Here is a 24270-nt window from a genome sequence, read left to right on the forward strand (position 1 = left end):
AGGTAGAACGCATGAGCGCACGCAGGCCCGGAGATGGGAAACAGCGTCTGTTTTCAATTCCTCCCGGCACGCCATTTCTACCTGCTTTTGCAAAAGCGCTTCTGGAGGGGCGGCTGGTCGAAGGTTTTCCCGGCAGTCCATCCGATCCGCTGGCATTGGCCAATGCAACCATCTATGTGCCAACGCGCCGTGCGGCGCGTGCGTTGAGATCGATACTGGTCGATAGGAATCCGGCTAAAAGCGCTATTTTGCCGACGATAAAGCCGCTTGGCGATGTGGACGAAGATGCCGCTTTCTTCAATGCCGGCTCGTCAGGCGTCTTCGATATCAATCCACCGATTGGTACAGCAGAGCGTCTTCTGCTTCTGGCACGGTTGATCCGCCCGTGGCGGGAATCGCTGCCTTCGCATGTACGTGCCCTTTTCGGTGTTGACGACGTTTCGGTTCCGGCAACGACTGCCGATGCAATCTGGCTTGCCCGCGATCTGGCGGGGCTGATGGATCAGGTCGAAACCGATGGGGCTAAATGGAGCGAGCTTGCCGGAATTGCCCCGGAAGACCTCGCCGACTGGTGGCAGGTCACGCTCGGCTTTCTCAACATCGTCACCAATCTGTGGCCGGATATTCTGGCAGAACGCCGGCTTTCAAATCCCGCCGCGCATCGCAACGATCTCATCTGGAGCGAAGTGAAGCGCCTGCGGGATCATCCGCCCGCCGGGCCGGTTATCGTTGCAGGTTCCACCGGTTCCATACCGGCGACTGCCGAGCTTATTTCCGCCATTGCGGACTTGCCGAATGGCGCGGTAGTGCTGCCGGGGCTGGATCGCGATCTGGATGATGCAGCCTGGCAAATGCTGGCATCAGCAACCGATAATCCTTCGACCTTCGGTCATCCCCAGTTCGGTTTGCGCAAGCTTCTCGATGCAATGCAGACATTGCGCGGGGACGTGGAACATCTGGACGCTATGCCTGCCTCCAAGCGCCTGCGCGAGCGGGTGGTCAGCGAAGCGCTTCGCCCGGCGGAGACGACCGATGCATGGGGGCAGCTTGCGCGCGATCCCGATATGCAGCCGACCGCCTTGCAGGCGGCGGCGCAGACGATTGACCTGATTGAAACCGCGAATGAGCGGGAAGAGGCGCTTACTGTGGCTCTCGTCCTGCGCGATGCGATCAATAATGAAGGCAGAACAGCCGCGCTTGTTACAGCAGACCGCAATCTGGCGCGGCGCGTGGTGGGCGAGCTTGCCCGTTTCGGCATTGATGCCGATGATTCCGGCGGACGACATCTGCGTGACGTCGAGACCACGACATTGTTGCGGCTGCTGGTCGAGACGGTTTTCAGCCCGGGCGACCCGGTTGCTTTGCTGGCGCTGGTCAAGCATCCGCTGCTGCGGCTGGAAGCTCCCCGCATCGAGCGACGCCTTGCCGCCGAAACCCTGGAACTCATTGCCTTTCGCGGCGGCACGGGCCGCGCCTCCGTTCTCGATCTTCCCGCATTTTTCGACCGGCGGCTGGAGGAAAGCGCCAGCCAGCCTTGGCAACCCGTATGGCACGATACGGTCACGCCAGACATGATCGCCGCCGCCCGCAATCTTTGCGAAAGCCTGTCTAAGGCGGTGGCGCCATTGGCGCCTTTCGTCATCGCTGGACGCCGGACCGAGATCGGCGAAATCGCGCGTGCAACGGTCGAAGCATTGGAAAATCTTGCGCGCAATGAAAAGGCCAGCATCGCGCCTTTCTATTCCGGCGAACGCGGAGAACAGCTCGCTGCCTTTTTGCGTGGTCTGGTTTCAAGCGAAGCCGGGCTCGACTTTGAAGCTTCGGAATGGCCGGCTGTGCTCGATGCACTGATGGCGGGCGAGACGGTCAAGCCGCATCCGGGTGGTCATCCGCGCCTCTTCATCTGGGGTGCGCTTGAAGCACGCCTGCAAACCATGGATACGGTGGTGATCGGCGGCCTCAACGAGGGAAGCTGGCCTGCACGCACCCGCAATGATCCGTTCATGTCACGCCCCATGAAGTCGATGATCGCGCTCGATCCGCCAGAGCGTCGCACCGGCCTTGCCGCCCATGACTTCCAGATGGCGCTGGGCCAGGATCATGTCGTGCTGACGCGCTCACAGCGTTCCGATAATGCGCCGACGGTGCCATCGCGCTGGCTGCAGCGGCTTGAAACTGTGCTGGGCGCAGATGTGACCGCCGAAATGCGCAAGCGTGGGGCGCGTTTCATCCAGTGGTCACGCGAAATCGATCAGGCGCCCGACGTGCCTTTCGTCAAGCGCCCGGAGCCTGCACCGCCGGTCCTTGCACGCCCGAAGCATTTTTCGGTAACGGAAATCGAAACGCTGCGCCGCGATCCTTATGCGATCTTCGCCAAGAAAATACTGAAGCTGCGGCCGCTGGAGCCCTTGATCCGTGATCCGGCTGCCGCTGAACGCGGCACTTTGTTCCACGATATTCTGGGGCATTTCACGCAGGAGGCAATCGATCCACTGGCACCCGATGCCGCAGAGCGGCTGGCGGAACTGGGGCGCATCCTTTTTGCCGACATGGATTTGCCGACAGAAATCGAGGCTGTGTGGTGGCCGCGCTTCACGGCGCTCATTCCGCAGTTTCTGGCTTGGGAACGCGAGCGCGCCTACAATGTCCAGACCCGCTTTGCCGAGATTTCATCCGATAAACGTGAGGTCGAAGGGCTTGGCATCACGCTTTCCGGCCGTGCTGACCGCATAGATCTGATGCGTGACGGGACCGCGGAGATCATTGATTACAAGACCGGCTCGACACCATCGCCCAAGCAGGCGCATGTGTTGCTGTCGCCGCAGCTGGCGCTGGAAGCAGCGCTTCTGGTGCGCGGTGCGTTTCGGGAACTGGGCTCGGTCCGCGCTTCCGATCTGACCTATGTGCGCCTCAAGGCGGGCGGCGAGGTGAAGCCAGAATCGATCCTCAAGATCGGACGACCGCCATCGGAAAAAACCGCACCGGCGCTTGGCGAGGAATCCTGGCAGCGGCTGGCGCAGTTGCTGGCGGAGTACCAGAAGCCGGATAAGGGCTACCTGTCGCGCGCATTGCCGTTTCGCGAGACGGACCTGACAGGCGATTACGACCATCTGGCGCGGGTGCTGGAATGGTCTGCCGGGGGTGATGCTGGCGGGGAGGGCGGCGAGTGAAAAAAGCACCTATTATCCCTGAAGAAACGCTGCGGGCGCAAAGCAACGCAGCAAATCCGGCAGCTTCCGTCTGGGTGTCGGCCAATGCGGGTTCCGGCAAGACGCATGTTCTGACCGAACGTGTTATCCGTCTGTTGCTGGAAGGCACGGACCCGTCCAAGATTCTCTGCCTCACCTATACGAAGGCAGCGGCGGCGGTGATGCAGAACCGTGTGTTCATGCGGCTTTCGGAATGGGCTGTCCTGCCCGATATCGAACTTGCCGAACGTCTGAAGTCGCTTGAAGGCCGCAGACCGGGTGATGCCCGTCTTGCAGCAGCGCGACGGCTGTTCGCGCGCGCGCTGGAAACACCGGGCGGACTTAAAATCCAGACTATCCATGCTTTCTGCGAAGCGATCCTGCACCAGTTCCCGCTTGAGGCGAACATTGCCGGTCATTTCGAGATGATGGACGATCTGATGCAGGCAGTCCTTGTCGGTGAAGCACGGCGTCAGTTGCTCGAAACCGCGCATGGCGGCGGCGATATTGAGCTCGCAGCGGCCTTTGCCGATGTTCTGCAGGCATCGGGCGAGATGGGGCTTCAATCGCTTCTGGATGAGGCGGTGAGCAGGCGCAACGGCCTGCAGACCTATATAGCCGAACTGGGCGTGGCGGCGCATCGCAGCGAAGCCCTGCACCGGGCTTTCCGCTTCGATCCGCTAACCAGCGAAGACGATCTCGTCGCCGATCTCTGGCCGATACCGGAATTTTCCGACGACGCACTCGACCTCATCATGTCGATCCAGAAGGGGGCGTCTCGCGCGCAGGATTTTGCGCTGCAACTCCGGCGTTTCGAAAAGGTGACAAGCCAGCGTGACCGCGAGGCCGTGTTGCGTGCGGCCTTCCTCAAAAGCACGGGCGAACCGAAATCCGGCTCCTATGTCGGCTCGGCAGCGGTCAAGAAACTTCTGCCGGATTTCGAAGAGGATTTCGACGCGGCAGCGGCGCGTGTCGAACAGGGGCTCGACCGGCTGAAGGAATTACGCCTTGTGCGGCTCAATCTGGCCGCGCTGACGCTGATCGACAATCTGCTGCAACGCTATCACGACCTGAAACGTCAGCGCGGCCTGCTCGATTTCGAGGACCTCATCACCCGGACCGTGGCACTGCTGGCCCGTAATGGGGCAGGGCAGTGGGTGCAGTACAAGCTCGATCGCGGCATCGACCATATTCTGGTCGACGAGGCGCAGGATACCAGTCCCGACCAGTGGCAGGTAATCCGCATGCTGTCGGAAGAGTTTTTTTCCGGCCTCGGCCAGCGCAATATCAGTCGCACGCTCTTTGCAGTCGGTGACGAGAAACAGTCGATCTATTCGTTCCAGGGCGCGGTGCCGGAGGATTTCGCGGCACAGGGGCGGTCCGTCAGTCTTCGCGCGGAAGATGCCGAGCTGAAGTTCGAGCGCGTCAGCCTCAATTTCTCGTTCCGATCCGCACCCGATGTCTTGCAGGCGGTGGACGAGGTTTTTGCGAGACCCGAGGCCAATCGGGGCCTTGCGGGCGCAACGGTCCATGAAGCCATCCGTTCCGATGCGCCGGGCGAGGTGGAAATCTGGGATATGCTGACGCCGGAAGTGGTGGAAGAGCCCGACGACTGGCGCGTGCCGGTCGATCATCTGGCCGCACCCGCTGTCCGGCTGGCGGATCAGATCGCGGCTACCATTCGCCACTGGCTGGATCGCGGCGAACCCATTCCGGGCCAGAACCGGCGGATCATGCCGCGTGACATTATGGTTCTGGTACGAAAGCGCGACCAGTTCATGCCTGCTCTGTCGCGGGCGCTGAAAAACCTGTCCGTTCCGGTGGCCGGTGCAGACCGCCTGCGGCTCACCAGCCATATCGCCATTCAGGACCTGATGGCGCTCGGCCGTTTCGTGCTCCAGCCTTCGGACGATCTTTCGCTGGCATCGGTATTGAAGAGCCCACTATTCGGTTGGGATGACGACCAGCTCTTCGAACTTGCCCATCCGCGCGGTTCAGGTCTCACATTGTTCGAGCGGCTTTATCAGGTCTCGCGTAGTGATGCCGCGCTGGCCGAATTGCACAAGACGCTGAGCCGCTGGCGCAATATGGCCGATACGATGCCGGTGTTCGAATTCTATGCACGCATATTGAGTGCGGATGGTGCGCGGCGAAAACTTCTGGCGAGGTTGGGGCCGGAGGCGGGCGACATCATCGACGAATTCCAGAATTATGCGCTTTCCGCCGAGCGTGCCGGTCTGCCCGGCCTGCAAGCCTTCCTTGAAACGCTGGAAGCGGCATCGCCTGAAATCAAGCGCGAACTGGATCAGGGGCGCAATGAAGTGCGCATCATGACTGTCCATGCCGCCAAGGGGCTGGAAGGGGCGGTGGTATTTCTCGTTGATCCGGGAAGCGCGGTCTGGACTGGCAGTCGTGCGCCAAAGCTCATTCCTTTTGACTTTTCGAATGATAGTCCGTCGGTGAAAGGCTATCTCTGGCAACCGAATGCCGGATACCAGACCGGCTTCACGACCGCTCAGATCGAGAAGCTGAAAACGCGGGCGGAGGAAGAATATCGCCGCCTGCTCTATGTCGGCATGACGCGGGCCGAAGACCGGCTCATCATCTGCGGCTATCGCGGCGCGCGCGAAAGCGGCGAAACATGGCACCGTCTTGTCGAGGATGCGCTGGCCACCAAGGCCGAGACATTCGCGCATCCCGTGCTGAAAGTCGCCGCAAGGCGCTATCGCAACACACCGCGCGGAATGGTCGAGATTGCCGATCAGGATAGAACCGAGGACCACGCGCTGCCGTCACTGCCGCTCGATTATCTACGACCGATAAAGCCGGAAATCGGGCTGCCACGACCGCTGGCGCCGTCTGGAGCGTCGGCATTGATCGAAGCGGATGAGGAGCCGCCGCTCGATACGTTTTCGCCGGTTCTGGGGCCGGCCAATGGGACGCCAGCCTTCGCGTTGCGACGCGGCACGGCGATTCATATGCTGCTGCAATATCTGCCGGATGTCCCGCAGGATGGGCGTGAAACGCTGGCACGTGACTATCTCGATCGGATCGCCGCCGACTGGCCGGAAACGGAGCGCCAGATTGCCTGGCAAAGCGTGCGGACCATTCTGGACGACCCCACCTATGCACCGGTCTTTGCGGAAGGTTCGCGCGGGGAAGTCGTCATCATGGGCACAATCGAGCTTGGCGGGCGCGATCATGCGGTGTCCGGTCAGATCGACCGCATCAGCGTCGGGGAGGATCGCGTACTCATCGTCGATTACAAGACCAATCGACCGCCACCGAGAACCGTCGAAGCGGTTCCATTCGCCTATCGAGCACAGCTTGCGCTTTATCGCGAGTTGCTGGCTCCGCTCTATCCAGGACGGATTGTCGAAACGGCGCTTTTGTTCACCGAAGGTCCGTTTTTGATGCCGTTGCCTGATGTGGTTCTGGACGAAGCGCTGCAGTCTCTGAAAGACTCTCAAGGAAAGGTGAGCAACCAGAACTTGACGGATGGCAGCAGACACGCCACATGATATAGCGAATGAAGAGCGGATCGCGTTGTGAGTCTGAAGAGATGTCTGCCGTTCTTGGTGAGAAAAGAGGATAGCCCTATGGCAACCGTTAAGGTCGATAACAGCAATTTTCAGTCGGACGTTCTTCAGTCGAGCGAGCCTGTTGTGGTGGATTTCTGGGCAGAATGGTGCGGTCCTTGCAAGATGATCGCTCCGGCTCTGGACGAAATCGCGACCGAAATGGCCGGTCAGGTCAAGATCGCCAAGGTCAATATCGACGAAAACCCTGAGCTGGCTGCCCAGTTCGGCGTGCGTTCGATCCCGACGCTTCTGATGTTCAAGGACGGCGAACTCGCCGCCAATATGGTTGGCGCCGCTCCGAAGAGCCGCCTTGCCGACTGGATCAAGGCTTCGGCTGCATAAGAACAGCATCATAAAAAATGCAAAACCCGGCCTTCGAGCCGGGTTTTTGTTTGGAGCATTTCCAGCAAAAGTGTGAAGCGGTTTTTGCGCAGGATAATGCGACGAAATAAATACTTAGAGCGGTTCTAGCGACTCTGTTTTACTGGAACAGCTCTAGAATTTGCCGTTAGGCGGGTGGTGTGCCGTTCTCTCTCAAGACTTCACCCGCAAGGTAAAGCGAGCCGCCGATCAGGATGCGGGGCGGCGCTTCATCCGAGGGCCATGTGTCGCGCAGAAGTTTCAGCGCATTGGCAACCGAATGTACGGGTTCTGCGGACAGATTGGCTTTCTGGGCTGCAACCGCCAGCTCGTCATTGGGAATGCCCGCATCGCTGGATGGAATGGGCACGGTGAAAACATGCCGCGCCATACCGGCAAAAGCCTCGAAATAGCCGACCGGGTCCTTGGTGTTGATCATGCCGGTGATGAGGAATAGCGGGCGTTCATTGCGCTCTTCCAGATCGCCAAGCGCCTCGGCGATGACTGCGCCTGCACCGGGATTATGGCCGCCATCAAGCCAGATTTCGGAGGCTGCCGGGGCCATATCCACGAGCGCACCATGGGTCAGCCGCTGCATACGTGCTGGCCAGTCCACCACCATCAACGCCTTTTCGACGGCTTTGTCGGTCAGGCTGAAGCCAGCCATCTGCACAGCCTCGATTGCCGCTGCGGCATTGGAAATCTGGTGGCGTCCGGGCAGGCGCGGCAATGGCAGGTCGATCAGGCCGTCCTCGTTCTGGAACACCATGCGACCATGTTCCTCGAAAGCGAGGAAATCCTGCCCGTAGACCGAAACCGGACAGCCGAGCCGATCTGCAGTCGAAACGAGAACTTCCCGCGCCGCATCGAAGGGCTGGAAGCCGACGACGACCGGGCAGTCCTTCTTGATGATACCGGCCTTTTCGGCGGCAATCAGCTCCACGCGGTCACCAAGATAGGCCTGATGATCGATGGAAACCGGCATGATGAGCGAGACGGTGGGATCGGTAATGACGTTGGTGGCGTCGAAACGCCCGCCGAGACCGACTTCCATGACGACGACATCCGCCGGATGCTCGGAAAAGAGCACGAAAGCCACAGCGGTCAGAATTTCAAAAACGGTGATGTGCTGGCCGTTATTGGCTGCCGCAACGCGCTCTATCGCGTCGGCCAGAACATCGTCGCTGACCAGTTTTCCGCCGCCGGGCGCTGCCAGGCGGTAGCGCTCGTGCCAGTTGACGAGGTGCGGCGAGGTATGGACGTGAACATCAAAGCCGCCAGCTTCCAGAAGCGCGCGGCAGAAAGCTGTCGCCGATCCCTTGCCGTTGGTTCCGGCAATATGAATGACCGGCGGTAACTTCAGATGCGGATTGCCAAGCTTTTCCAGAAGACCGCGAATGCGGTCCAAGGAAAGATCGAAGCCCTTTGGATGCAACTGCATAAGCCGCTCGATTGCGGCGGCGGCTTTTTCTGTCACGATCAGGCTGCCTTGTCGGTTGCTTCCGTCTTTTTGTGTTCCGGAGCGTCGCTATTGCCGGGCTGCCTGGTCATGATCTTGAGAAGGCGCGCAATCGTGTCCTTTAGTTCCAGACGCGAGACGACCATGTCGACCATACCGTGTTCCATGAGATAGTCGGCACTCTGGAAGCCTTCCGGCAGCTTTTCACGGATCGTCTGCTCGATGACGCGGGGGCCAGCAAAGCCGATCAATGCGCCGGGTTCGGCAATATGGATATCGCCCAGCATGGCATAGGAAGCCGTTACGCCGCCCGTAGTCGGATTGGTAAGCACGACGATATAGGGCAGGCCTGCTTCTTTCAGCATTTCCACTGCAACTGTCGTGCGCGGGAGCTGCATGAGCGACAGGATGCCTTCCTGCATGCGTGCGCCCCCAGAGGCGGCAAACAGGACCAGCGGACGCTTCAGCTCTATGGCCTTTTCAAAGCCCTGGATGATCGCTTCGCCGGCACCCATGCCGAGCGAACCGCCCATGAAGCCGAAATCCTGGACGGTGGCGACAATCGGCAGGCCGTTAATGGTGCCGAGGCCGTTGACGATAGCGTCATCCATGCCCGTGCGGGTGCGATAATCCTTGAGACGGTCGATATATTTCTTCTCGTCGCGGAATTTCAGCGGATCGACCGGCACTTTCGGTGCTTCAAGCGTGGTGTATTCACTATTGTCGAAGAAGAAACGCAGACGATCTTTCGCCTTGATGCGCATGTGATGACCCGAGGACGGGATCACAAACTGGTTGCTCTCAAGGTCCTTGTGAAACACCATTTCACCGGTCGACGGATCCTTGATCCAGAGGTTTTCCGGCATTTCACGACGGCCGAGCATCGAATTGATCTTCGGACGGACGTAGTTGGTGATCCAGTTCATGACGTTTGGTTCCGTTTCTTGTTCTTCGGCAAAGAGCTTCAGCCGCCTAGCACTTTTAGGATGCGCTCTAAATGGACGATTTATTGGGCGGCTTCAAGGCGTGTGGCACGCACACTCTCCGCAAGGGCGTGGACAAGTCTGGTTGCAGCGGCGACAGGATCGCCCTTTGCCTTGCCGTTTTCGTCCAGTTCACCGGCAATCGCGTTGACAATCGCCGTGCCGACGACGACGCCATCGGCGTGGGTGGCGATGGCTGCTGCCTGCTCCGGCGTCTTGACGCCGAAACCGACACAGATCGGCAGATCGGTGCTCTTTTTGATGTGACGCACAGCTTCGCCGACCTTTGCCGTATCGGCAATGGCCGAACCGGTGATGCCGTTCATCGAGACGTAATAGACGAAGCCCGATGAATTATGCAGCACCTTCGGCAAGCGCTTGTCGTCCGTGGTCGGCGTGGTGAGGCGGATAAAATTGATGCCCGCCTTCATGGCCGGAATGCAGAGTTCGGCATCCATTTCGGAGGGAAGATCGACGACGATCAGCCCGTCCACGCCGGAAGCCTTGGCATCGGCCAGAAAGCGCTCCACGCCATAGATGTAGATCGGGTTGTAATAGCCCATCATGACGATCGGGGTGGTGTCGTCTTCCTTGCGGAATTCTGCTGCCATGTGCAGCGTCTTGGCAAGCGTCTGACCGGCGTTGAGGGCGCGCAGGCCAGCGGCCTGAATGGCGGGTCCGTCTGCCATCGGATCGGAGAAGGGCATGCCCAGTTCGATCACGTCGGCACCGGCCTTTGGCAGGGCCTTCATCACCTTGAGCGAGGTTTCCAGATCGGGATCGCCACCCATGAAATAGGTAACGAGCGCCGGACGGCCCTCGGCCTTCAGTTCAGCGAATTTGGTGTCGATGCGAGTAGTCATACCGTGCCCCGTGGCAAAGTGCGTGCCAGATAGTCGGCAACGGGCTTGCCCGCCATCGCCGTTTCCATCCATGCACGCCGTTCAAAGTCTATAATTCCCAGTTCCCACACGCAGGCCATCAGCAGTGGCTGTGCGGGCATGAATTCAATCTCGTCGCCGAGTTCCGACTGCCAGAGGATTTCCGTGGCGATGCCGCCTTCCAGCCACCAGTGCAGCAGCAGCCAGAGGCCCTCCTCGCCCTGATGAAGAATGGCGAAACCAACCCCCATATGTGGCAATGCGGTGAGCTTTTCAGCGGCGGTTTCGATCTGTCTGCGGGCGAGGCCGACAGCAGCCTCCGCGACAGGATTGGCCGGATCGGCTTCGATGATGTTGAGCTTGATCGTTGCCGGACCGCACGTCGTCAGGCCGTCGAACCATGCGGCGCGCGGCTTGTAGACGGAGATTTCGGCGACGTCATTACCCATATCAGATGTCCATGCCGAGAAGCTTGCCGACCGTGTGGACATCCTTGTCGCCACGACCGGACAGATTGACGATCATGACCTGATCCTTGCCCATGGTCGGTGCCATTTTCACGGCCTGCGCAATGGCATGGGCGGATTCGAGGGCAGGGATGATGCCTTCGGTGCGGGTGCAGAGCTGGAACGCATCCAGCGCCTCATCATCGAGGATCGGTACGTAGTCGACGCGCCCGCTATCTTTCAGCCATGAATGTTCCGGACCTACGCCCGGATAGTCGAGACCAGCAGAAACGGAGTGACCTTCGAGAATCTGACCGTCATCGTTCTGGAGGAGATAGGTGCGGTTGCCATGCAGAACGCCGGGACGACCTGCGCTCATCGAAGCGCAATGTTCTTCACCGTCGAGACCGCGTCCGCCCGCTTCGACACCGACGATCTTCACCGAGGCATCGTCAAGGAACGGATGGAACAGACCAATGGCGTTGGAGCCGCCGCCAACCGCTGCCACGATCACATCCGGCAGGCGTCCTTCCTGCTCCAGAATCTGCTGGCGTGCTTCATTGCCGATCACCGACTGGAAGTCGCGCACCAGTTCGGGATAGGGATGCGGACCGGCAGCAGTGCCGATCAGGTAATAGGTATCTTCGACATTCGTCACCCAGTCACGCAGGGCTTCGTTCATCGCATCCTTGAGCGTGCCGTTGCCTGCCGAAACCGGAATCACTTCGGCACCAAGCAGCTTCATGCGAAACACATTCGGCTTCTGGCGCTCGACGTCGGTTGCGCCCATATAGACCACGCAGGGCAGGCCGAAACGCGCGGCAACGGTGGCCGAAGCCACGCCATGCTGTCCGGCGCCGGTTTCGGCGATAATGCGGGTCTTGCCCATGCGCTTGGCAAGCAGAATCTGGCCGAGGCAGTTGTTGATCTTGTGGCTGCCGGTGTGATTGAGGTCTTCGCGCTTGAAGTAGATTTTCGCGCCGCCCAAATGCCGGGTCAGGCCTTCGGCATAGTAGAGCTTGGAAGGACGACCGGCATAATAGGTTGAAAGCGCGTTCAACTCAGCCTTGAACTCAGGATCATTCTTCGCCGTTTCATAGGCTTCCTGCAATTCGAGGATCAGCGGCATCAGCGTTTCGGCGACGAAGCGTCCGCCGAAAATACCGAACATGCCCTCTTCATCGGGGCCTGTCTTATAGGAATTGGGTGCAACCGGCTTGTTCAACGCTTCCGCTCCGTCAGTTCAGGCTGTCTACAGGGCATCGGCGCGCATCGGCGACAGCCCGGAAAAAATTCTCGATGAGACGCACATCCTTCTCGCCGGGCGCGCGCTCGATGCCGGACGATATATCAATGCCCGGCGCCTGCGTCTTGTGCAGCGCTTCGGCGATATTGTCCGCATTCAATCCACCGGAAAGCATGTAATCGATATCCGCGTCAAGCGCAGCCAGAAGTTCCCAGTCGAATGACACGCCGTTGCCGCCGGGAAGGTCCGATCCCTTCGGCGGCTTGGCATCGAACAGGAAACGGTCGGCTATGCCTTTATAGGCTGCAATCGCAGCAAGATCGCTGGCTTCGCGCACTGAAAAAGCCTTCATGACCGGCAGGCCATGACGCGCCTTGATGAAGGCCACGCGTTCCGGCGTTTCGTGGCCATGAAGCTGCAGAATATCGGGCTTCACGGTTTTCACGATATCATCCAGTGTTTCATCGTCCGCATCGACTGTAACGGCAACGACAAGTGCTCGTCCGTTGACCGCATCACGCAGATCCGCCGCTGTCTGCGGGGTTATATGACGCGGGCTTTTGGGAAAGAAGATGAAACCGATATGCGTCGCACCGCCGTCGAGGGCGGCGGCAACGGCGTCAGGGGTTTTAAGCCCGCATATCTTGATATCGAGAACCATGGTTTTCCGTCGCATAAATCCGGGGGCTACTCAAGTTATTCCGTCTGTTCCGGAACTATTCGGAGACCGGATGGCCATCAAAACCCTGTGCGATCAGAAAATCATACGCCTCCATGACCTCGAGGGGAACTGCCTGTGCGATCTGATAGCCCCTGGCGGGATATTCCAGAATGCGTTGAAGATCGCCGGTCATCTCATTGATAAGCATTTTGATCGGATGATCTGCCGTCGGCTGGTCCTCGAAGGAAACGAGCGGCGCCGTGATACGGGCGCGCGCTTCCGGCCATTGCCGGGCCACGGTCGCCAGGACGCGGCGCTGCGTCTGCGGCTTGGTCACAAGGATGGCGCTGATTGCGCCGGGCGCAAGCCGTTCACGACTGAACCTTATGTTTTCGCCGATATTGGTTGCATTGGGTTCGACGGTAATCGCTTCTGCGGGTACGCCGCGTTTGATTGCGATTTCGGCAAAGGCTTCCGCTTCGCTTGTCTTGTAGAGCTTGTCCGTCCAGTGGCCGCTTTTGCCAGTGAACACCAGCCATGTCGCCATGCTGGCCAGAAACAGATCGGCTGCCCTCTCGGCAACGCGCGGATCGTAGCTGCCAAGCCCGATAATGACATCGGCGGTTTCCAGCGGATCATAGATGCAGTGATAATCCCACAGCACCTTGGCGGCGGTCAGTATGGATGCAGTCATGTGAAGTCGATAGCCTGTAATGCGCTGCCATTGCGCTTCAGCCAAGCCTTGCAGCGCTCCGTATCGGGGCAAAGCTCATGGCAGAGTTTCCAGAATTTCGGCCCATGGTTCATCTCGATGAGATGGGCCACTTCATGGGCGACAAGATAGTTGATAATCGGGGCAGGAGCCATGCCGATGCGCCAGGAGAAGGAAAGCACACCGTCGGAGGTGCAGGAACCCCAGCGGCTCTTCGTATCCTTGAAACGCACTGCCTTGGCCTTGCGGCCGACAGTGGCGGTGTGTCGGATGACAAGCGCCTCGATCTCGCGCTTCACTTCGCGCTTGATGTGATCGGCGACGCGGCGCGGCAGATGTGCCGGGTCGCCATGGACCAGCAGAATATTGCCTTCAAGAAGCTGTGTTGTGCCGCGCCCGGGCTGATGCACGATCTTGTGTGGCACGCCGCGCAGGGGAATTTTGATACCGGCACGCACGCCCGGCTGGTCGGGCAGTTTTGCGATGCGGCTTTCGATCCAGCCTTCGTGACGGTTGAGAAAGCTTAGCACTTCGCGCTCGGGAAGGCCGGGCGGGACCGTAATGCGCAGTCCCCTGCCACCTGCTTCGATACGCAGGGTCAGTCGTTTGGCACGCGGATTTTCGAAAACACGCAAGGGAAGTTCCCGTCCTGCGACCGCATGGATGCGTTCGCTGCGAACGGTTGTCGTCCCAGCGGATGCCCCTTTACCGCTGATTTGCCGAAGAAAGGATAAGCCCATCGCTTAAGAATAAGCGATTCGTTTAAAAAGCCAGAAAAAATTGCTATTTTGACCGAAACGGCGCAGCCAAACCGCGCCGTTTCGAGAGATTTCAGGGTGTTATACCTTATCAAAGATCGGTGATGTCGTCCTTGCCGCCTTTCGCGCGCGGGGCAGGCGTCTTCTTCGCGCTCGCACGGCGCTCAGCCATGAAACGGTCGAATTCTTCCTTGTCGCGAGCGCGGCGAAGTTCTGCGGCATAGGCCTCGAACTCGGCACGTGCTTCTTCAAGCTTGCGGCGTTCTTCGGCCAGTCGCTCCAGTTCGGCGCGGCGCCAGTCGTCAAAAGCCTCGTTGCCGGTGGTGCTACCGAAGTTGAAGCTTTCGCCCTTGCGGCAGTTGCGGAACGAGCCGAACATGGAATCGGTCTTCTCGTTCACGCCGCGCTTGAACCCTTCGAGGCGATCACCCCAGAGGATATAGGCGAGCATGGCAAGGCCAAGTGGCCAGAACAGGAAAAAGCCGAGCACCATCAGCGCAATCGTGGCTGGCGTCCATGCCGGGCGGATCAATGCAGTATTGGTCATGGTCTGCTCCGTCGAAAAGCGCATGCCATTCACCCGTTCGACATCGTCCGGCAACATGCGCAAAACCAAGGCCTGCCAGCCCGCCCTGTGCGGGCATTTTGTTCTGGCGGCTTGACTTCGACGTGGTGAAAAGATTGCGACTTTTCAAGAATGCAACCTGCGGATTCAGACCGTGTTTCCGCTAACCAATGCGATTATCTCGAAATTTTTTTACGAAAATGTTCGAGAAAAGTGACGGCAAGCCCGGCGATCAGCGCCCAGAAGGCGGAGCCGACCCCGAAAAATGCCATGCCGGAGGCCGTCACGGCAAAGGTTATGGTCGCTGCAAGGCGCTCATGCTCGTCCTTCAGCGCCAATGACATGGCGTTGATGAACGGACCGGTCAGGGCAAGCCCGGCAACAAGGGCGATGAGCGTTACCGGCAATACGGCAAAGATCGCGACCAATGATGCCCCGAAGAGGGCGAACACCACATAGATCGCGGCGTAGACCGGGCCGGTAAGCCAGCGTTTGGTGTGGTCTGGATGTGCGTCGGGATTGGTGCAGAGTGCTGCCGAGATAGCGGCCAGATTGGTGGTGGAAGCGCCAAAAGGAGCCGTCAGCAGTGAAAAGAGGCCGGTTACGCGCAAGCAGGCGCTGGTTGGCGGCTCATAGCCTGAAGCACGCAGCACGGCAAAGCCCGGCAGGTTCTGCGAGGCCATGGTTACCAGATAGAGCGGGATCGCGATGCCGATCATCGCGCCCATGTGAAACTCTGGCCAGATGAGGGTGAGCGTGGAGATTTCAGGCGCGGGCAGGGCAGGTGAGCGCCCTGTGAGCAGCGCAAAGATCATTCCGATCACCAGAACGGCAATGACGGCGAGCGACGGGTTGAACAGGCGGATGATGAAGAATAGCGCCACCAGCGGCAGGACGAAAACCGGGTCGCCGGGCACTGTCTTGGCAGCGGCAATGACGAAACTCAGCAGCACACCTGCCAGCATACCAGACGCGACGGAGGCTGGAATACGGGAAACGAGTACCGACAATTGACGGATCAGCCCGGTGGCGACCAGTGCGAGTGCTGTTACGATGAATGCGCCCACCGCTTCCGGCATGGTGAAACCGGCACTGGCGCCGATCAGCGCCAGCCCCGGTGTGGACCAGGCCGCGATGATCGGCATCTTGTAGCGGATGCTGAGCCAGGCGGATGAGGCGGCAATCGCTAGGCAGATCGCCGTCACCCAGCTTGCGGTTTCGGCCTGTGTGGCGCCCAGCACCTGCGCTGCGGCGATGATGAGTGCCAGCGTGCCGCCGAAACCGACAATGGCCGCAACCGCCGAGGAAGCGAAAACCGAAAACCGCATGACTGTACTCCGTTACGATTTTTCGCCGATGCGTTCTGCCAGACCGGATACGGTGCGGGTCAGAAGATCGAGATCTTGCGGTCGCGACAGGCGATGATCGCCGTCACGCACCAGCGTCAGGGTCACGTCATCGACGGGCAGGTGTTCCACTAGCGTCAGCGCATGCCTGTAAGGAACATCGGGGTCCTGCATGCCCTGCAGGATATGAATCGGACAGCCGGTCTCGATGATACCCTTGAGAATCAGATTCTTCCGTCCGTCCTCAATCAGCGCGCGGGTATAGACATAAGGATTGGGCGAATATTCGGAGGGTTCTTCGAAATAGCCCTTTTCCTGAAGGTCGTTTTTCTGCGCATCGGAGAGCGAGGGCTCCACAAGTACAGCCGTAAAATCCGGAGCAGGCGCGATCAGCACGATCCCGGCAGGCGGGTTCCCTTCCTTCTTCAGCTCCTGCGCCATGCGCAGCGCAATCCAGCCGCCCATGGAGGAACCGACCAGAATCTGCGGTCCTTTGACATATTTGCGATAAACGGCGAGGCTTTCGTTCAGCCAGCGCGAGATGGTGCCTTGATTGAAATCGCCACCGGATTCGCCGTGGCCCGAATAATCGAGCCTGAGTGCGCTGTGTCCGGTCTCAGCCGCCCATTCGTCGAGAACCACGGCCTTGGTGCCCATCATGTCGGAACGATAGCCGCCGAGCCAGACCACACCCGGGGACTTGCTTCCGGCTCTGTAACGCAGGGCGATTTTCGCTCCGTCCACGTCGATGAATTCCGGCCCCGCAACACTCATGTCAAATCTCCTCAATTTTCGGGATTGTTTTGGCATGTTCGGAAAAGAGAGAAAACCCGCCATGTGGGGCGAGGCCCTTGAAATGACGGCAAATGTGACCGATATGCCGCTTGTCCGCCGTGAAATGACGACAAAAAGAACGTTTATCACGCGGGGGTGATTTTTCCTGTCAAAGATGCTATTGACTTCGCCGCCTGCTTGACGACATTTCCGCGATCAACTGTGGTTTGATCGGGGACATGTCGTCTGGCAGCAAGTATCCGACCGCATGAGACGTAACAATTCAGGAGATAACGACCATTCGCCGACCCTTCAGAGCGACGCCGGTTCAGAAAGACGGACCGCGCTCCAACCGTGATATCCGGGTTCCCCGGGTTCAGCTTATCGATGCCGAAGGCCAGAACCACGGCGATGTTTCCATTCAGGAAGCTATCGCCATGGCTGAAGAAGCAGGTCTCGATCTCGTCGAGATCGTGCCGAACGCGGAGCCTCCGGTTTGCAAGATCGTCGACCTCGGCAAGCTGAAGTATCAGAATCAGAAAAAGGCCGCCGAAGCGCGCAAGAAGCAGAAAACGGTTGAAATCAAGGAAATCAAGATGCGACCGAACATCGACACCCATGATTATGAGGTGAAGATGAAGGCTGCTCTGCGTTTCTTTGAGGAAGGCGACAAGGTCAAGGTTACCTTGCGTTTCCGTGGACGCGAAATGGCGCACCAGGAACTTGGCATGAAGCTTTTGCAGCGCGTCAAGGAAGACACTGTCGAAATCGCCAAGGTCGAGTCCGAGCCGAAGCTTGAAGGCCGTCAGATGATGATGGTTCTCGCTCCGCGCTGAACATTTCGAAATGCCTTGGAGAAGCCGCCTTCGGGCGGCTTTTCATTTGCCTGGATCAAGACAGGATCGTGGAATGACAATGAAAACTTTGGGCGAATTGGGGAAATATCAGCAGCGTCGGCGCCTTGCGATCGGCGCCGTCGTGGTACTTCTGGTCGTGGCGCTGCTTTTTGTCAGCTCGCAATCGACTGGCCATTTCCATGAATATATCGAAGCGTTCGGTCTGAGCCTGATCGTTGCGGCCATCATAGGACGCATGTGGTGCACGCTCTATATCGGCGGGCGCAAGAGCGCGGAAATCGTGCAGAGCGGACCCTATTCGGTTACGCGCAATCCGCTTTACGTCTTCAGCAGCATCGGTGCGATGGGCATCGGCGCGCAGACCGGCAGTGTTATCATTGCGGTCGCCTTCGGCGTGCTTTGCTATCTTGCTTTCTCGGTTGTCATCCGGACGGAAGAGAAATTTCTCAAGCAGAATTTTGGCAAGCCTTATGAAGCTTATTGCGCCAGCGTTCCGCGTTTCTTCCCGAAGTTTTCGCTGTTCCGCGACGACAAGGAACTGATCGTTCGTCCTGATCGGCTTTATCGTACCTTCACGGACGGTCTGGTGTTTTTCGTCGCCTATCCGTTTTTCGAGTTCGTTGAATATTTGCAGGACATTCACGTCCTGCCGGTGCTTTTGCGGCTTTATTGACGTTTCGGCTGCGATTCAAGCCGACTTGGGCCAATTCGGGCATTGCATTTTGCAGTCTTTGAGCCTATAAGGCCGCGTTCGAACCGCCCGGCAGGGCATGCCGTGGCGGTTTCGTATGCTTTTCGGGCTTGGTCAGTCCGGAAGTAAAACTAGGTTCCCGTCCGCATCAGGCATGACCGGACGCCACGACAAGAGGCGTCGAGTGCCGGAGGGCACGAGGGGGATCGCAAAGAAGGAGTAGCAAAATGCCCAAGATGAAGACCAAATCGGCCGCCAAGAAGCGGTTCAAGATCACCGGCACCGGCAAAATCAAGGCCGCAGCTGCTGGTAAGCGTCATGGCATGATCAAGCGTTCGAACAAGTTCATTCGCGATGCACGCGGCACCATGGTTCTCGCCGATGCCGATGCAAAGATCGTGAAGCAGTTCCTGCCGAACGGCCTCTAAGATTAGTCTGAGAAGGAGATCATAACATGGCACGCGTTAAACGCGGCGTTACCGCCCACGCAAAGCACAAGAAGGTTCTGGATCAGGCTGCTGGTTTCCGTGGCCGTCGCAAGAACACCATCCGCACCGCCAAGGCTGCAGTTGACCGTTCGAAGCAGTATGCTTACCGCGACCGCAAGAACCGCAAGCGCTCGTTCCGCGCTCTCTGGATTCAGCGTATCAACGCTGCTGTCCGCGAGCAGGGCCTGACCTATGGCCGTTTCATCGACGGTCTTGCCAAGGCTGGCATCGAGATCGACCGCAAGGTTCTGTCCGACATCGCAATCCACGAACCGGATGCATTCGGTGCGCTGGTTGCGTCGGCAAAGAAGGCTCTCGAGTACCTCAAGAACACCGAGACGCCGAACGCTTTTGAAGGCGCTGTCCGCTAAGCCAGCCGCCTTTCCCAAGCAGTATCGATAATTTGGGGACCCGCGCTGGCTCGGCTGGCGCGGGTTTTCTCGTTTTAAGGATTCAAAGCGGGCATGAAGGATGAACCGGGCAAGTTGAGACTGGATCTGGATGCGGATGATCTCCGCAGCCTGCTGGTTCTGCTTGCCCAGAGCCAGGGCAAGCGCATTTCCAGCGCTGTCATTGGTGGTCATCGCGTCTGGATCAAGCGCTACGATGCCGAAAGGCGCCCACTTCCGAAGCGCCTGCACAGCCTGATTTCGCCGCTTCTTCCCTATCCGTTCCTGCGTAGCCCGAAGGATGTCGGAGAAGCAGGCATGGCCGACCGCGAAGAGCGCAAGATGAGCGCTTTTCAGCAAGCGGGTTTTCAGGTGCCCAGAATTGTCTACCGCCAAGGGGCGGTAATGGTTCTGAGCGATGTCGCGCCCATCATCCAGGATCGACTTGACCAGTTACGTCGCAATGAACCGCAGGGCCATGACGCGCTTCTCGTCCATTGTGCCCGTGCTTTGGGCGAGGCTCATGCGGCAGGACTCTGCCACGGGCGCCCGCATCCGCGCGATTTTTTCGAGAAAAACGGTGTTGCCGGCTTTCTCGATTTCGAGGAGGAGCCGGAAACGGTGATGCCGCTTGCTGCCGCGCAGGCGCGCGATGTCTGGCTTTTGTTTTTCCAGATCACGGCGCAGGCGCGTCTTGCCGGGACACCGCAGCAGACATTCGCAGCCTATCGTGCGGTTGCGCCCGCTGACGTGATTCCGGAATTGAAGAAAATCGTTGGATTCTTCCGATTTACCATCGCGCCGCTGCAGCTGTTTCGCCGCATTTTTCTTGGCGGCGATGGAAGACGGCTTTTGCAGGCGATGGAATTTTTTGACGCCAATCTTGATGCGTCTCGTCAATCAGGCCAAAGAGAATAACGACAACGCTTCTTTGGCTGCAAAGCGAAATATATGGAGCGCTGCAAGCGCAACAGGGAACTCGAAACAAGAGGCGTGGAGCGCTGCAAGCGCGACAGGGAGCACAAAACAAGAGGCGTGGAGTGCCGCAGGCACGACAGGGATTTAAACAATGAGTGATCTAGAACAACTTGAACGGCAGATTCTCGAAGACATCGCGGCGGCGGCTGACGAGCCTGCCATTGAAGCCGTGCGTGTCGCCGCTCTTGGCAAGAAGGGCTCGGTTTCGGAAAAGCTGAAGACGCTGGGCAGCATGACGCCGGAAGAGCGCCAGGCACAGGGCCCGGCCATCAACGGCTTGAAGAACCGCGTTACCGAAGCGCTGACCGAGCGCAAGGCGGACCTGCGCCGACAGGCGATTACAGCGCGCCTTGAGCATGAGAAGGTCGATGTGACACTGCCGGTGCGCGAAAGCGCTGCATCGCGCGGTCGCATCCATCCGATTTCACAGGTCATCGACGAGATCACGGCAATCTTCGCCGATATGGGTTTCTCAATTGCCGAAGGTCCGGATATCGAAACCGACTATTACAATTTCACAGCACTGAACTTCCCCGAAGGTCATCCGGCGCGTGAAATGCATGACACCTTCTTCTTCAATGCGGATGAGAAGGGCGAGCGCAAGCTGTTGCGCACGCACACTTCGCCGGTGCAGGTGCACACGATGGAGAAGTTTGCCGCCATCCGTGACAAGGAAGGCCGCGACGAGCCGATCCGCATTGTCATTCCGGGCAAGACATACCGCATGGATTCCGACGCCACCCATTCGCCTATGTTCCATCAGGTCGAAGGTCTGGTCGTGGACAAGTCGGCCAATGTCGCCAACATGAAATGGGTTCTGGAGGAGTTCTGCAAGGCCTTCTTCGAAGTGCCTTCGGTCAAGATGCGCATGCGCCCGAGCTTCTTCCCGTTCACTGAGCCATCGGTTGAAGTGGATATTCAGTGCGACCGTTCCGGCCCGCATGTGAAGTTCGGCGAGGGCAATGACTGGCTCGAAATTCTGGGCTGCGGCATGGTGCATCCGAATGTGCTGCGCGCTTCCGGCTACGATCCGGACGTTTATCAGGGCTTCGCCTGGGGCATGGGCATCGATCGCATTGCCATGCTGAAATATGGCATGCCTGATCTGCGCGCCTTCTTCGATGCCGATGTACGCTGGATCGAACATTACGGTTTCCGTCCGCTCGACATTCCGACGCTTTTCGGCGGACTGAGCGCGTAAGGACAGGAAGGGACAAGACAAATGAAATTCACGCTTTCCTGGCTCAAGGATCACCTTGAAACCGATGCGACGCTGGAACAGATCGTCGAAAAACTGACCGATATCGGTCTGGAAGTGGAATCGGTCGATGACCGGGCTGCTTTCAAAGCCTTCAAGATCGCCAAGGTCGTGAGCGCCGTTCAGCATCCAGATGCCGACAAGCTGCGCGTACTTTCCGTCGATACGGGTGATGGCAAGCCGGTTCAGGTCGTTTGCGGCGCACCGAATGCACGTGCCGGTCTGGTTGGCGTTCTCGGCCGTCCGGGCGACTATGTTCCGGGCCTTGATGTCACGCTTTCCGTTGGCAAGATTCGCGGTGTCGAAAGCTTCGGCATGATGTGTTCCGAACGCGAGCTGGAGCTTTCCGACGAACATAATGGTATCATCGACCTGCCGGAAGACGCTCCGGTCGGCACCAGCTTTGCGACCTATGCCGGACTGGACGATGCGGTGATCGAAATCGGCCTGACGCCGAACCGTGCCGATTGCACCGGCATTCACGGCATTGCACGCGATCTTGCCGCTGCTGGTCTCGGCACGCTCAAGAATACGCTGCCGGACGCCGTCAAGGGCGAAGGTGAAACGCCGGTCAAGGTTATTCTGGATCAGGATGCCGCGAACCCGTTCTGCACCGGCTTCGCGCTGCGCATGGTTAAGGGCGTGAAGAATGGCCCAAGCCCGAAATGGATGCAGCAACGTCTCAAGGCTATCGGCCTGCGTCCGATCAATGCGCTGGTGGACATCACCAATTATGTGACCTTCGATCAGGGTCGTCCGCTGCATGTCTTCGACGCTGCCAAGGTCAAGGGCAATCTGACGGTGCGTCTGGCAAAGGATGGCGAAACCATTCTCGGCCTCGATCAGCGTGAGTATAAGTTCAAGCCGGGCATGTATGTGATTGCCGATGAGAACGGTCCCGAATCGATTGCCGGTATCATGGGCGGCGAGCATTCCGGTTGTGATGAAAACACCACCGACGTGCTGATCGAATCGGCTCTCTGGGAGCCGCGCATGATTGCACGCACGGGCCGCGAGTTGGGCATCGTTACCGATGCGCGCTATCGTTTTGAGCGTGGCGTCGATCCGGAAATGATGGTTCCAGGTGCAGAAATCGCGACCAAGCTGGTGCTGGAACTCTGCGGCGGCGAGCCGACAGTTCTCGACGTGGTCGGATATAGCAAGCCTGCGCCGCGCGTGATCGATTTCCCGGTATCGGAAGTCAAGCGCCTGACAGGTATCGAAGTGTCCTATGAAGCGTCGCTCGATATTCTGAAGCGTCTCGGCTTCGGCGTCGAAGGTGACGGCAAGGTCATCAGGGCAATCGTTCCGTCATGGCGTGGCGATGTGGAAGGCAAGGCTGACCTTGTTGAAGAAGTCATGCGCATTCATGGCATCAACCAGATCGATCCGCAGCCGCTGCCGAACCATGGTGCCGTCAATGGCCGTATTCTGACGACCTTGCAGATCAGAACCCGTTATGCCCGCCGCATGCTCGCCTCGCGCGGCATGATGGAAGCCGTGACCTATTCCTTCATTTCTGAAGGACAGGCCAAGGCGTTCGGCGGCGGCAAGCCGGAACTGAAGCTTGCCAACCCGATTGCCGCCGATATGTCGGACATGCGCCCGTCGCTTCTGCCGGGTCTGCTGGTCGCTGCACAGCGCAATGCGGATCGCGGTTTCGGCGACACGGCACTGTTTGAGGTCTCGGGCATCTATGAAGGCGATACGCCGGACAAGCAGCGTCGCGTTGCGGGCGGCGTGCGCCGCGGTACGGCCAAGGTTGACGGCTCGGGCCGTTTCTGGGCTGGCAATGCGGCCCCGGCCGGCGTGTTCGACGCCAAGGCCGATGCGCTTGCCGCATTGGAAGCTGCCGGCGCTCCGGTTGATCGTATCCAGATCGAAGCTGGCGGTCCCGATTGGTTCCATCCGGGTCGTTCGGGTACGTTGAAGCTCGGACCGAAGGTGGTTTTGGGTACTTTCGGCGAGTTCCATCCCGATACGCTGGAAGCACTTGATGTTTCGGGTGCACTTTGCGGCTTTGAAGTCTATATCGATGCGATCCCTGAGCCGAAGGCAAAGTCCACGCGCACCAAGCCGGCTTTGAACCTTTCGCAGTTCCAGAGCCTCAAGCGCGATTTCGCGTTTGTGGTGGATGCAGATGTAGAAGCCGGAAATCTCGTGAAGGCGGTTTCGTCTGCTGACAAGAAGCTGATCGTCGGCGTTCAGGTCTTCGACATTTTCACTGGTGCTTCGCTTGGTGAAGGCAAGAAGTCGATTGCGGTTGAGGTGCTGTTGCAGCCACAGGACCGCACATTGACGGATGAAGATCTGGAAGCACTATCGAAGCAGGTCGTGGCCAGCGTGGCCAAGCAGACTGGCGGCGTACTGCGCGGCTAAAAATGAAATAGAAAGCCCGCCATCTGGCGGGCTTTTTTAGAGCATAATCCGACCGGAGTAAAACGAGGATCGATAAGATTATGCTTGAAATAGAAGACGTTAGAGCGTCGATCTGATCCAGTCAGATCGAAATGCGCTCTAGGGCCAAAACCCAATCAGACTCTTGATCATACTGGCACTCCGTGATTCACTCGCTTCTGCAGCGGGAGTTTTGGACCATGGCAGGAGAATTCTGGCTTGATGACCAGCAGTGGGCAATGATTGCGCCAT

General features: G+C 58.8%; 21 protein-coding genes. 10 read left to right on the forward strand and 11 right to left on the reverse strand.

Features of this window, described 5'->3' with window-relative positions; translation table 11 throughout:
• The first annotated feature begins 11 nt into the window (after window positions 1-11).
• The 3 genes from addB to trxA all read left to right on the forward strand — a co-directional run bounded on the left by addB (window position 12) and on the right by trxA (window position 7111).
• Window positions 12-3170 (forward strand): double-strand break repair protein AddB, encoded by a 3159-nt coding sequence (addB, locus tag F9K91_RS12785; RefSeq protein ID WP_151677924.1) that lies wholly within the window; start codon window positions 12-14, stop codon window positions 3168-3170.
• Window positions 3167-6709 carry a double-strand break repair helicase AddA gene (gene addA, locus F9K91_RS12790; RefSeq protein WP_151677925.1) on the forward strand — a complete coding sequence of 1181 codons (3543 nt, stop codon included), beginning with the start codon at window positions 3167-3169 and terminating at the stop codon, window positions 6707-6709. Before addB ends, addA begins: the two co-directional genes overlap by 4 nt.
• A gap of 78 nt (window positions 6710-6787) precedes the next feature.
• On the forward strand, window positions 6788-7111 hold the full coding sequence (trxA, locus tag F9K91_RS12795) for a thioredoxin (RefSeq protein WP_006473274.1): 324 nt from the start codon (window positions 6788-6790) through the stop codon (window positions 7109-7111).
• Window positions 7112-7277: 166 nt separating this feature from the next.
• Here the strand turns inward: trxA and F9K91_RS12800 are convergent, their stop codons facing one another.
• From F9K91_RS12800 to F9K91_RS12850, 11 genes are all read right to left on the reverse strand, one after another.
• Entirely contained in the window at window positions 7278-8570 is a 1293-nt protein-coding gene (locus F9K91_RS12800) for a bifunctional folylpolyglutamate synthase/dihydrofolate synthase (protein ID WP_167522213.1), read from the reverse strand.
• Window positions 8571-8608: 38 nt separating this feature from the next.
• Window positions 8609-9514, reverse strand: a complete 906-nt coding sequence (gene accD / locus F9K91_RS12805) for an acetyl-CoA carboxylase, carboxyltransferase subunit beta (protein ID WP_151677927.1) — start codon at window positions 9512-9514, stop codon at window positions 8609-8611.
• 80 nt (window positions 9515-9594) lie between these two features.
• Window positions 9595-10434, reverse strand: a complete 840-nt coding sequence (gene trpA, locus F9K91_RS12810; protein WP_121981237.1) for a tryptophan synthase subunit alpha — start codon at window positions 10432-10434, stop codon at window positions 9595-9597.
• Entirely contained in the window at window positions 10431-10901 is a 471-nt protein-coding gene (locus F9K91_RS12815) for a hypothetical protein (RefSeq protein ID WP_151677935.1), read from the reverse strand. Before F9K91_RS12815 ends, trpA begins: the two co-directional genes overlap by 4 nt.
• 1 nt (window position 10902) lies before the next feature.
• The gene (trpB, locus tag F9K91_RS12820) at window positions 10903-12123 is read right to left on the reverse strand and encodes a tryptophan synthase subunit beta (protein ID WP_151677928.1); all 1221 of its coding nucleotides are present in this window, start codon (window positions 12121-12123) and stop codon (window positions 10903-10905) included.
• Window positions 12124-12136: 13 nt separating this feature from the next.
• On the reverse strand, window positions 12137-12805 hold the full coding sequence (locus F9K91_RS12825) for a phosphoribosylanthranilate isomerase (RefSeq protein ID WP_151677929.1): 669 nt from the start codon (window positions 12803-12805) through the stop codon (window positions 12137-12139).
• 55 nt (window positions 12806-12860) lie between these two features.
• A complete protein-coding gene (locus tag F9K91_RS12830) occupies window positions 12861-13499 on the reverse strand; it encodes a YdcF family protein (RefSeq protein ID WP_151555249.1) in 639 nt (212 codons plus the stop codon).
• A complete protein-coding gene (locus tag F9K91_RS12835) occupies window positions 13496-14257 on the reverse strand; it encodes a M48 family metallopeptidase (RefSeq protein WP_151555250.1) in 762 nt (253 codons plus the stop codon). The genes F9K91_RS12830 and F9K91_RS12835 overlap by 4 nt, the downstream gene beginning before the upstream one ends.
• Window positions 14258-14366: 109 nt before the next feature.
• Window positions 14367-14822 (reverse strand): DUF2852 domain-containing protein, encoded by a 456-nt coding sequence (locus tag F9K91_RS12840; protein ID WP_061345204.1) that lies wholly within the window; start codon window positions 14820-14822, stop codon window positions 14367-14369.
• Between the two features lie 194 nt (window positions 14823-15016).
• Window positions 15017-16168, reverse strand: coding sequence for a benzoate/H(+) symporter BenE family transporter (locus tag F9K91_RS12845; protein ID WP_151677930.1), 1152 nt, complete (start codon window positions 16166-16168; stop codon window positions 15017-15019).
• A 12-nt stretch (window positions 16169-16180) separates the two neighbouring features.
• A complete protein-coding gene (locus F9K91_RS12850; protein ID WP_151555252.1) occupies window positions 16181-16960 on the reverse strand; it encodes an alpha/beta hydrolase in 780 nt (259 codons plus the stop codon).
• Window positions 16961-17259: 299 nt separating this feature from the next.
• Between F9K91_RS12850 and infC the strand changes: the two genes are divergently transcribed.
• From infC to pheT, 7 genes are all read left to right on the forward strand, one after another.
• On the forward strand, window positions 17260-17796 hold the full coding sequence (gene infC / locus F9K91_RS12855; protein ID WP_012091035.1) for a translation initiation factor IF-3: 537 nt from the start codon (window positions 17260-17262) through the stop codon (window positions 17794-17796).
• Between the two features lie 79 nt (window positions 17797-17875).
• Window positions 17876-18490, forward strand: a complete 615-nt coding sequence (locus tag F9K91_RS12860; RefSeq protein WP_151555317.1) for a methyltransferase family protein — start codon at window positions 17876-17878, stop codon at window positions 18488-18490.
• Between the two features lie 245 nt (window positions 18491-18735).
• Entirely contained in the window at window positions 18736-18936 is a 201-nt protein-coding gene (gene rpmI, locus F9K91_RS12865; RefSeq protein ID WP_006473268.1) for a 50S ribosomal protein L35, read from the forward strand.
• Window positions 18937-18962: 26 nt separating this feature from the next.
• Entirely contained in the window at window positions 18963-19367 is a 405-nt protein-coding gene (gene rplT, locus F9K91_RS12870) for a 50S ribosomal protein L20 (protein ID WP_006468099.1), read from the forward strand.
• Window positions 19368-19460: 93 nt separating this feature from the next.
• Window positions 19461-20303, forward strand: a complete 843-nt coding sequence (locus F9K91_RS12875) for a BUD32 family EKC/KEOPS complex subunit (RefSeq protein ID WP_151677931.1) — start codon at window positions 19461-19463, stop codon at window positions 20301-20303.
• 151 nt (window positions 20304-20454) lie between these two features.
• The gene (gene pheS, locus F9K91_RS12880) at window positions 20455-21564 is read left to right on the forward strand and encodes a phenylalanine--tRNA ligase subunit alpha (RefSeq protein WP_151677932.1); all 1110 of its coding nucleotides are present in this window, start codon (window positions 20455-20457) and stop codon (window positions 21562-21564) included.
• A 21-nt stretch (window positions 21565-21585) separates the two neighbouring features.
• A complete protein-coding gene (gene pheT, locus F9K91_RS12885) occupies window positions 21586-24000 on the forward strand; it encodes a phenylalanine--tRNA ligase subunit beta (RefSeq protein ID WP_151677933.1) in 2415 nt (804 codons plus the stop codon).
• The last annotated feature ends 270 nt before the right edge of the window (window positions 24001-24270 follow it).

Source organism: Brucella tritici (assembly GCF_008932295.1).
Classification (GTDB): Bacteria; Pseudomonadota; Alphaproteobacteria; order Rhizobiales; family Rhizobiaceae; genus Brucella; species Brucella tritici.

Excerpts from the sequence above, each read along its gene's own strand:
- addB (WP_151677924.1), top strand. The coding sequence starts at position 12 with ATGAGCGCACGCAGGCCCGGAGATGGGAAACAGCGTCTGTTTTCAATT.
- trxA (WP_006473274.1), top strand. The coding sequence starts at position 6,788 with ATGGCAACCGTTAAGGTCGATAACAGCAATTTTCAGTCGGACGTTCTT.
- F9K91_RS12800 (WP_167522213.1), bottom strand. The coding sequence starts at position 8,570 with ATGCAGTTGCATCCAAAGGGCTTCGATCTTTCCTTGGACCGCATTCGC.
- accD (WP_151677927.1), bottom strand. The coding sequence starts at position 9,514 with ATGAACTGGATCACCAACTACGTCCGTCCGAAGATCAATTCGATGCTC.
- trpA (WP_121981237.1), bottom strand. The coding sequence starts at position 10,434 with ATGACTACTCGCATCGACACCAAATTCGCTGAACTGAAGGCCGAGGGC.
- F9K91_RS12815 (WP_151677935.1), bottom strand. The coding sequence starts at position 10,901 with ATGGGTAATGACGTCGCCGAAATCTCCGTCTACAAGCCGCGCGCCGCA.
- F9K91_RS12825 (WP_151677929.1), bottom strand. The coding sequence starts at position 12,805 with ATGGTTCTCGATATCAAGATATGCGGGCTTAAAACCCCTGACGCCGTT.
- F9K91_RS12830 (WP_151555249.1), bottom strand. The coding sequence starts at position 13,499 with ATGACTGCATCCATACTGACCGCCGCCAAGGTGCTGTGGGATTATCAC.
- F9K91_RS12835 (WP_151555250.1), bottom strand. The coding sequence starts at position 14,257 with ATGGGCTTATCCTTTCTTCGGCAAATCAGCGGTAAAGGGGCATCCGCT.
- F9K91_RS12840 (WP_061345204.1), bottom strand. The coding sequence starts at position 14,822 with ATGACCAATACTGCATTGATCCGCCCGGCATGGACGCCAGCCACGATT.
- F9K91_RS12845 (WP_151677930.1), bottom strand. The coding sequence starts at position 16,168 with ATGCGGTTTTCGGTTTTCGCTTCCTCGGCGGTTGCGGCCATTGTCGGT.
- F9K91_RS12850 (WP_151555252.1), bottom strand. The coding sequence starts at position 16,960 with ATGAGTGTTGCGGGGCCGGAATTCATCGACGTGGACGGAGCGAAAATC.
- F9K91_RS12860 (WP_151555317.1), top strand. The coding sequence starts at position 17,876 with ATGAAAACTTTGGGCGAATTGGGGAAATATCAGCAGCGTCGGCGCCTT.
- rpmI (WP_006473268.1), top strand. The coding sequence starts at position 18,736 with ATGCCCAAGATGAAGACCAAATCGGCCGCCAAGAAGCGGTTCAAGATC.
- rplT (WP_006468099.1), top strand. The coding sequence starts at position 18,963 with ATGGCACGCGTTAAACGCGGCGTTACCGCCCACGCAAAGCACAAGAAG.
- F9K91_RS12875 (WP_151677931.1), top strand. The coding sequence starts at position 19,461 with ATGAAGGATGAACCGGGCAAGTTGAGACTGGATCTGGATGCGGATGAT.
- pheS (WP_151677932.1), top strand. The coding sequence starts at position 20,455 with ATGAGTGATCTAGAACAACTTGAACGGCAGATTCTCGAAGACATCGCG.
- pheT (WP_151677933.1), top strand. The coding sequence starts at position 21,586 with ATGAAATTCACGCTTTCCTGGCTCAAGGATCACCTTGAAACCGATGCG.